The sequence below is a fragment of the Halorubrum sp. CBA1125 genome (assembly GCF_009742825.1).
In the GTDB taxonomy this organism is placed as follows: domain Archaea; phylum Halobacteriota; class Halobacteria; order Halobacteriales; family Haloferacaceae; genus Halorubrum.
This window is the reverse complement of sequence record NZ_WPCE01000141.1, coordinates 1-7,541: the sequence shown is the minus strand read 5'-3', so window position 1 is coordinate 7,541 and position 7,541 is coordinate 1. Positions and strand designations below refer to the sequence as shown.

Below are 7,541 nucleotides of genomic sequence, written 5' to 3'. Positions count from 1 at the left end.
GCGGCGAGCGCGCTCGCGAGGTCGTACGACCGGGCCGACTCCCGGCCGTCCTCGCTCACGTTCGTCGCGTCGATCACGTAGATCTCGCCGTCGCGGACCAGCACGTTCTCCGCGCGGAGGTCGCCGTGGGCGAGCCCGGCGTCGTGGATCCGCCGGAGGGTGTCGAAGATCGCCGGGGCGAGCACCTGTACGTCTGCGCGATCGAGCTCGTCGAGTGTCCGGAACTCGGGGAGGTACTCCAACACGAGCACGCCGAGGTCGCCGACCGACAGCGCCTCGATCGGCTCCGGCGCGTTGACGCCGAGCTCGCGGACGCGACGGGTCGCCTCCAGCTCGTGGCGGGCCATCTCGTAGGGGGTCTCGTGGCGCTCGAAGAACCCCTCGGTGCCGGCCGAGAACGCGCCCAGGTTCCGCCCCGTGGTGAACAGCGTGTGGACGAGCGTGTTCTGCGGGGTGATCACCTTCACGAAGAGATCGTCGTCGACGACCATCGGCGTCGACAGCCAGTTGTCGGCGTCGAGGAACCGGACGCGCATTGTTTCGCGGTCGTACCGGTCGGCCAGCTCGCGGACGACCCGCTCGAGGTCGGGCCAGTCCACCCGTCCGCGCACGAGCTGCCGGAAAGCCATGGCGGATCCGATGCGACCGCGAGGGATAAATGGTTACGTCGTCCGCGACGGACGCCCCGTCCATCACAACCGTTCGCATGGTTTATATCGCCGGCTCGCGAGGTCCCGGCATGGACTTCGAGGTCCCCGACGAACACCGGCTGATCCGCGACACGGTCCGGGAGTTCTGCGAGGCGGAGATCCGCCCCATCGCCCAGGAGATCGAAGACGACCACCGGTTCCCCGCGGAGGTGTTCGCGGCGCTGTCGGACCTCGACGTGCTGGGCATCCCGATCGGCGAGTCGTACGGCGGGCTCGGCGGCGACCAGCTCATGTACGCGCTCGTCACCGAGGAGATCGGTCGCGTCTCCGGCGGGATCGGCCTCTCGTACGCCGCGCACGTCTCGCTGGGCGCGAAGCCGATCGAGACGTTCGGCACCGAGGCGCAGAAAGAGCGGTGGCTCCGGCCGCTGACCGAGGGCGGCGAGCTCGGCGCGTGGGCGCTCACGGAGCCGGGCAGCGGCTCGGACGCGTCGGCCATGGAGACGACCGCCGAGTACGACGCCGACGCCGACGAGTACGTGCTCAACGGCACGAAGCAGTTCATCACGAACGCCAACGTCGCCAACAGCGTCCTCGTGAAGGCGGTCACCGACCCCGACGCGGGCACCGACGGCATCTCGACGTTCATCGTCGATCCCGACGCGGACGACGGGTTCGAGGTGACGACCGTCTGGGAGAAGATGGGGCTCAACTGCTCGCCCACCTGCGAGGTCAGCCTCGACGACGTCCGGATCCCGGCCGACCGCCTGCTCGGCGAGGAGGGCGACGGCTGGGAACAGACGATGCAGACGTTAGACGGGGGACGGATCTCCATCGCCGCGCTCTCGGTCGGGCTCGCGCAGGGCGCCTACGAGGCCGCCAAGGAGTACGCCGGCGAGCGCGAGCAGTTCGGCAAGCCGATCGCGAAGTTCGACGCGATCCGCGACAAGATCGTTCACATGCACCGCCAGATCGAACGCGCCCGGCTGCTCACCCACCGGGCGGCGACGCGGTACGACGCCGGCGAAGACGTGACTCGCGAGTCGGCGCTGGCGAAGCTCGACGCGAGCGAGGCCGCCCGCGAGGTGGCCGAGGAGGCGGTCCAGACGCTCGGCGGCTACGGCTACACCACCGACTTCGCCCCCCAGCGGTTCTATCGCGACGCGAAGCTGATGGAGATCGGCGAGGGCACCAGCGAGATCCAGCACGTCGTGATCGGCCGCGAACTGGGGCTGTGAGGCTCCGGTCGGTCGAGACGACGCGAGATCCCGCGTGAGACTCGACGGCAGCCGCCGCCGATCCGCGCACCGACGCGTCGCGTCTGTGCCCTATGTCGCGTCTGTGCCCTACGCGTCGAAGGTGCCGGCCGTGAGGTACCGCTCGCCGCTGTCCCAGAAGATGGTGACGACGAGCGGCTCCGTGCCCGCGTACGCGCCCGAATCGCGCAGCTCGGCGGCCACGTCCTTGGCCGCGAGGTTCGACGCGCCGGAGGACTGCCCGACGAGGATCCCCTCCTCGCTCGCGAGGCGGCGGCACTCGGCCTCCGCGGCCTCGATGTCGACGGTGTGGACCTCGTCGAGGAGGTCTGTGTCGAGGTTCGGCGAGACGAATCCCGGGCCCATCCCCTGGAACTCGTCGACACCAGGTTCGCCGCCGGAGAGGACGGCGTTGTCGCTCGGCTCGACGGCGTCGATCCGGACGTCCGGGAACGCCTCGCGGAGGCGACGGCCGATCCCCGTGACGGTGCCGCCGGTGCCGACGCCCGCGACGAGGGCGTCGACGGTGCGGTCGCCGACCTGGTCGAGCACCTCGGGGCCGGTGGTCTCGTAGTGGGCCCGCGGGTTCGCGGGGTTCTCGAACTGGCGGAGCTGGACCATCCCCGCCTCGCGTTCGAGCTCGTCCGCGCGGTCTTTCGCGGCGGAGATGTCTCCGTCGACGAGCTCGACGGTCGCGCCGTACGCGCGCATGAGCCGCCGCCGCTCGACGGACTTCCCCTCGGGTATCACGAGCGTGACGTCGTACCCCTTCACCGCGCCGACCACCGCCAGCCCGATGCCGGTGTTACCGGAGGTCGGCTCGACGATCCCGTCGCCGGGTTCGAGGTCGCCCGCCTCCTCGGCCGCCTCGACCATGTACAGCGCCGGGCGGTCCTTCGCGGAGCCGCCCGGGTTCCGCGACTCGACCTTCGCGGCCACCGTCGTGTCCGGCGGGGAGTCAACCCGCACGAGCGGCGAGCCCAGCCCGTCCAGAACGTCGTCGTGCATGCGTCGACGGAGGAGGCCGGCACTCAAATGCCCGACGGACTGCGGCAAGGGGTGACGGGAGCCGATCGCGAGAGCGCCGATCCGGTCTCGGACGGACTCACGCGGTGGCGTCGAGGTCGGCGAGCTGGCGAGCCAGCGCCTCGGCGATCGAGACCTCCGCCTCCTCGACGAACCGCGCGACCTCCTCGCCGTCCGGGGTCTCGACCACGACGGTCGGGATCCGCTCGATCCCGTACGCCTCGACGCGCGGGCCCTCCTTGCCGTCTGGGCCCTTCGTGACCGGGTACGATTCGATCCGGTCGTCGGGGACGCCCGCGGCCGCCAGCGCCGCGCCGAACGCGGGGAGCTGTCGCTGGCAGTCACCGCACCAGTCGCCGCCCCACACCTTGAAGCGGTAGTCGCCGGCCGCGAGCGCGTCACGGACGGTCTCGTCGATATCGACGTCGACGTCGGGTCCGGGTTGAAGCGTTTCGAGGGTCATACGGCCGCGTACGACGCCGACGCTTGTAAACGACGCGCCGGTGGCAACCTGGTTGAGGGCGGAGACGGGCCTGAGGCGGCCGTAGACGACACGCACGGTCCGACGGACGAACGACCCGGTCGTTCAGGAGACGAACTTCAGCAGGTCGTCGCGGTTGTGCTCGTGAAAGCGCGCCCGGAGACACTCCAAGAGCGGCTCGATGTCCCCGCGCTTCGCGCAGATCGGCGCGACGCGGTCCGACCACTGTTGCCACGGCGGAAAGAGGCCGAGCCGGTCGCAGATCTCGTCGAGCCGCTCGTCGAGGTCGTCGATCTTGTCGGTCTTGTTCACCGCGACGATCGGGTCCACGCCGATGTCCTCTAAGAACCCGTACATCTCGACGTCGTGGGGGACGTTCCCGCGCTCCGCGTGTCGGTCGATGATGTCGACGGCGGCCTTCCCGTCCATCACGACGACGCCCGCGAGGACGTGGTCGGCGTTGTCCTCGAGGTAGCGCACGATGTCGGTCTTGATCTGCTCGCGGCGGTCCTCCTCGACGCCGGACATGAAGCCGAACCCGGGCAGATCGGTGAACATGAACCCCTCACTGGCCCAGTCGAAGTGGTTCGGCTGGCGGGTAACGCCCGGCTTCCCGCCGGTCGAGAAGTCATGTCCCGTCAGCTCGCGCATCAGCGTCGACTTGCCCACGTTCGATCGCCCCATGAGGACGACCTCCGCGTCGCGGTCCGGCCGGTCTTCGAACATACCCGTTGGTGGGCGGTCGAGCGGTTTAAACGGCGCGTCGCGGGGCCGAGATCGACGGCGGAAACGGAGACGGATCAGGCCACGCGAGACGCGTGGGACTCCCGGCACGCGTTCGGAGGCGCGTTCGACGGCTCGCGCGTTGACGGAGTCACACCACGGTCGAGTCGGCCTCGTCGACCGCCCCGACGTCGCCGCCGGGCGAGCCCTCCTCGATCCGGTCGTTCACGCTCGCGAACGCGGAGCCGAACATCCGGAACACGGCCACCTGCCCGTAGAACTGGACGAACGGGACGAGCACGAGGCCGACGATCGTCACCGCGAGCACGGCCGTGACGATCCACGTGACGACCGCGACGACGAGCGGCATCAGCACGGCGACGAGGTACTCCGTGCTGAGCAGCGTCGGCTTCAGGAGGTCGACGTCGAACGCGGCGCCGAGCGCGCCGCGGTCGGCGTACGCGGTCAGCGCGGCCGGCACCGCGTAGTAGACGAGGAACAACACCGGGAGGAACGCGAGCGCCAGGAGTACCCCGACGACGCCGATGAACGCGCCGGCGTCGCCCCCGACCGCGCCGCCGGTTCCCACGACGACGAACACGAACACCAGGTACGCGAGCACCGGGATGAGCGTGTACGCGAGCGTGATCACCGTCCCGACGACGCCCTTGGCGAGGAGGTCGCCCCAGTCCGTGAACTCCGGCGGCACCTCGTCGCCGTCGATCGTCCGTTCGAGCACCCGCACGAGGTACCCCAACACGAGGAACGCGGGGATCACGAACACCGAGAGGAACCCGAGCACGCCGCCGATGAGGATCCGGCCGATCCAGTCGCCGCGAACCGGGTACGAGAGGCCGTCTTCGAGCATGTCCGAACCAACACCGATCTGATATATAAACGCAGCGGTGGGTTCAGGTGGCGTCGGAACCGAGCGGACGCATGGACAAACAGGCCGTCCGCGAAACCGTCTGGGACGCGCTCGACGAGCGGGGCGAGGCCCGGTTCCCCTTCCCGCCCCACGACCGGATCCCGAACTTCGCGGGGGCGGACGCGGCCTGCGACCGGCTGACCGACACCCCGGAGTGGGAGGCGGCGTCGACGCTGAAGTGTAACCCCGACGCGCCGCAGCTGCCGGTGCGGCGTGCCGCGCTCCGCGCCGGCAAGACCGTCTACGTCGCCCAGCCGCGGCTCCGAGACCCCGACCCGTTCCTCCGGCTCGACCCCGCGGCGGTCGACGACGTCGACGACGCCACCACGGTGTCGGGCATCTCGACGCACGGGACGCCCACTTCTCCGGCAGCCGTCCCCGAGATTGACCTCGTCGTCTCCGGCTCCGTCGCGGTCGCGACGGGAGGCGCACGCGTCGGCAAGGGCGAAGGATACAGCGACCTGGAGTGGGCCGTGCTCCGCGAGATCGGTGCGGTCGACGCCGACACGACCGTGGCCACCACGGTCCACGAGCTGTCCGTCCTTGACGGGCCGGACTCGGTGCTCACGGACGCGGCGGATCCTCCCGAACCGGACCCGCACGACGTGCCGATCGACCTGATCGCGACGCCCACCCGCGTGATCCGGACCGAGACGCCGTACGCGCGGCCGGACGGCGTCGACTGGGAGACCCTCGACGACCAGCGGATCGCGGAGATACCGGTCCTGGCCGAACGGGCACCCGAGACCGGACGGAGGTAAGACGGACGGCTCCCGAGAGAAAAGCGAGGCGGCGTCGTCCTCAATCCGCGCACTTCGTCGCCGGCGCGGACCGCTCGGTGCGGTGATCGGCGGCGTGTCCGCACTCGGGACAGACGATCGTCCGCTCGTCGCCGTCGCTGACGACGAGCCACCCGTCCGAGACGGGGCTCTCGAAGCCGCACACCGCACAAAAGAGGGTCGACTTCCGACGCGAGGGTCGGGATGCGTTGGGGACTGCGCTCATGGTAGTACCTCGTATCCGCAGGTATAAGGGCCTTTTTCGACCTGATCGTTCAGTATAAACCGCTTTGAAGGGGAGTTTTGTTGTGTTAATTTCAAATTATGAGATCGTTCGTGGGAAGTATTCTCGGACCGTGGTTGGAATCTGACGCTGGCGCGCTGCGAACCGGCCGAACGCTCACCGAACGAGGGGCATGTTGTAGCTCGTCTCCTCTGTCATCACCAGCTCCCAGGTCGCTTCGCACTCACAGGAGACCTGCTCGAAGACGCTGGGATCCTGCCGCCGGTCGAAGTCCTTGATCGCCTTCTGGACGCGGTCGTCGCACTCGCCGCAGTTGTGCGCGCCGCGGTCGGAGCCGTGGCCGACGGGGTCGGAGACGACGATCGCGTCGACGTCGGCGGTCGCCTCGAGGACGTGCGCCACCGACCAGAGCCACGGCGGGCGGTAGCCGCCCTCGAAGAACAGCTCGTCGACCATCGTGTACCGCTGGACGTTCGTCGGGTTCATCGAGACGGTGTGACACCCGTCGACGTCCGCGCAGCGCCGGATCGAGTCGACCATGTCGTCGACCGCCTCCGGCTCCGCGAGGAACGGGGGCTTCAACAGGAGGTACGCCTTGACCCCCACGTCCGCGTCGAACTCCGCGTCGGCGGCGGCCGCCTCCGTGCAGGCGGCCTCGAAGTCTCCGAAGTCGAAGTACTTGTTCACGCAGTCGTGGCGGACGCGGTCGGTGGCGGTCTCGAGGCCGACCGCGACGTCGGTCGCGATCCCGTGTTCCGCGAAGTCGCCGACATTCTCGCGGTCGACGAAGTCCGGGAGCGACTCGACGACGATCCGGTCGCGGTCCGCGAACGTCTCGGCGATCGCTCGCCGGGTCTCCGCGGGCACCTCGCGCTCGTCGAGGAACGATCCGGAGGTGTAGATCTTGATCAGCTCCGCGGGCCGGTCCGCGTTCTCGGTCTCGTGGTCGAGGCACGCGTCGATCTGGGTCATCAGCGCCTCGTGGCTCACGCTACCCCCCTCGACGGACTCCGCGACGTAGCCGCACATCGTGCAGCCGCCGGCGCGGGCCCAGCGGCAGCCGCCGGTGTTGAGGATGATAGTGAGCGAGGTCACCACTCCGTCGGGGGTGTTGTCCTCGTCGAGCCACACGCGCGTGGGCTCCGTCGGGTCGTACGTCTCCGAGCGCTCGCGCGGATGTCGCGCATCACGGCGTTGTGCGCGTCCATCCCGCGCCCCTGCTCGTACGCCTCGGGGCTCGGTTGACTCATTGGTGGCACAAGCGCCCGGCCGCGTAAAGCCGTGTCGTCATCGCCGCCGGCGGGCCGCGTACGCCGCCGCTCCGACGACCGCGCCGGCGGCGTGACGGCGGCGTCGGTCCACGCGAACGACCGCCACGGGATCGCCGACTGGACGAGCTCGACGCCGAACCCGAAGCCGGCGGCGAGGGCGACTCCGAGCGCGACGGCGACGAC

General features: G+C 69.7%; 8 protein-coding genes and 1 pseudogene. 2 read left to right on the top strand and 7 right to left on the bottom strand.

The window, feature by feature from the left end; all coding sequences use genetic code 11:
* Positions 1-629 (bottom strand): RIO1 family regulatory kinase/ATPase (locus tag GJ633_RS11945; protein WP_156589009.1); only part of this gene is annotated, 629 nt, incomplete at its 3' end.
* Between the two features lie 110 nt (positions 630-739).
* Between GJ633_RS11945 and GJ633_RS11940 the strand changes: the two genes are divergently transcribed.
* Positions 740-1,888, top strand: coding sequence for an acyl-CoA dehydrogenase family protein (locus tag GJ633_RS11940; RefSeq protein ID WP_156589008.1), 1,149 nt, complete (start codon positions 740-742; stop codon positions 1,886-1,888).
* 108 nt (positions 1,889-1,996) lie between these two features.
* Here the strand turns inward: GJ633_RS11940 and GJ633_RS11935 are convergent, their stop codons facing one another.
* The 4 genes from GJ633_RS11935 to GJ633_RS11920 form a co-directional block, all read right to left on the bottom strand.
* A complete protein-coding gene (locus GJ633_RS11935; protein ID WP_156589007.1) occupies positions 1,997-2,914 on the bottom strand; it encodes a PLP-dependent cysteine synthase family protein in 918 nt (305 codons plus the stop codon).
* Positions 2,915-3,011: 97 nt separating this feature from the next.
* On the bottom strand, positions 3,012-3,395 hold the full coding sequence (locus GJ633_RS11930; protein ID WP_156589006.1) for a thioredoxin: 384 nt from the start codon (positions 3,393-3,395) through the stop codon (positions 3,012-3,014).
* A 123-nt stretch (positions 3,396-3,518) separates the two neighbouring features.
* Positions 3,519-4,139, bottom strand: coding sequence for a GTP-binding protein EngB (gene engB / locus GJ633_RS11925; protein ID WP_156589005.1), 621 nt, complete (start codon positions 4,137-4,139; stop codon positions 3,519-3,521).
* Between the two features lie 148 nt (positions 4,140-4,287).
* The gene (locus GJ633_RS11920; protein WP_156589004.1) at positions 4,288-5,004 is read right to left on the bottom strand and encodes a DUF4013 domain-containing protein; all 717 of its coding nucleotides are present in this window, start codon (positions 5,002-5,004) and stop codon (positions 4,288-4,290) included.
* A gap of 71 nt (positions 5,005-5,075) precedes the next feature.
* On the opposite strand from GJ633_RS11920, the gene GJ633_RS11915 reads away from it, so the two are divergent.
* Positions 5,076-5,825, top strand: a complete 750-nt coding sequence (locus GJ633_RS11915) for a 5-formyltetrahydrofolate cyclo-ligase (RefSeq protein WP_156589003.1) — start codon at positions 5,076-5,078, stop codon at positions 5,823-5,825.
* A 40-nt stretch (positions 5,826-5,865) separates the two neighbouring features.
* Here GJ633_RS11915 and GJ633_RS11910 read toward each other — a convergent pair whose 3' ends face one another.
* Together GJ633_RS11910 and GJ633_RS11905 are read right to left on the bottom strand one after the other, a co-directional pair.
* Complete coding sequence (locus GJ633_RS11910) at positions 5,866-6,069, bottom strand: hypothetical protein (protein WP_156589002.1); 204 nt, start codon at positions 6,067-6,069, stop codon at positions 5,866-5,868.
* Positions 6,070-6,243: 174 nt separating this feature from the next.
* Positions 6,244-7,337: pseudogene (locus GJ633_RS11905) on the bottom strand (archaeosine biosynthesis radical SAM protein RaSEA).
* Between the last annotated feature and the right edge of the window lie 204 nt (positions 7,338-7,541).

Bases quoted from the DNA above. Each gene is read 5' to 3' on its own strand.
- GJ633_RS11940 (WP_156589008.1), top strand. From the start codon at position 740: ATGGACTTCGAGGTCCCCGACGAACACCGGCTGATCCGCGACACGGTC.
- GJ633_RS11935 (WP_156589007.1), bottom strand. From the start codon at position 2,914: ATGCACGACGACGTTCTGGACGGGCTGGGCTCGCCGCTCGTGCGGGTT.
- GJ633_RS11930 (WP_156589006.1), bottom strand. From the start codon at position 3,395: ATGACCCTCGAAACGCTTCAACCCGGACCCGACGTCGACGTCGATATC.
- engB (WP_156589005.1), bottom strand. From the start codon at position 4,139: ATGTTCGAAGACCGGCCGGACCGCGACGCGGAGGTCGTCCTCATGGGG.
- GJ633_RS11920 (WP_156589004.1), bottom strand. From the start codon at position 5,004: ATGCTCGAAGACGGCCTCTCGTACCCGGTTCGCGGCGACTGGATCGGC.
- GJ633_RS11915 (WP_156589003.1), top strand. From the start codon at position 5,076: ATGGACAAACAGGCCGTCCGCGAAACCGTCTGGGACGCGCTCGACGAG.
- GJ633_RS11910 (WP_156589002.1), bottom strand. From the start codon at position 6,069: ATGAGCGCAGTCCCCAACGCATCCCGACCCTCGCGTCGGAAGTCGACC.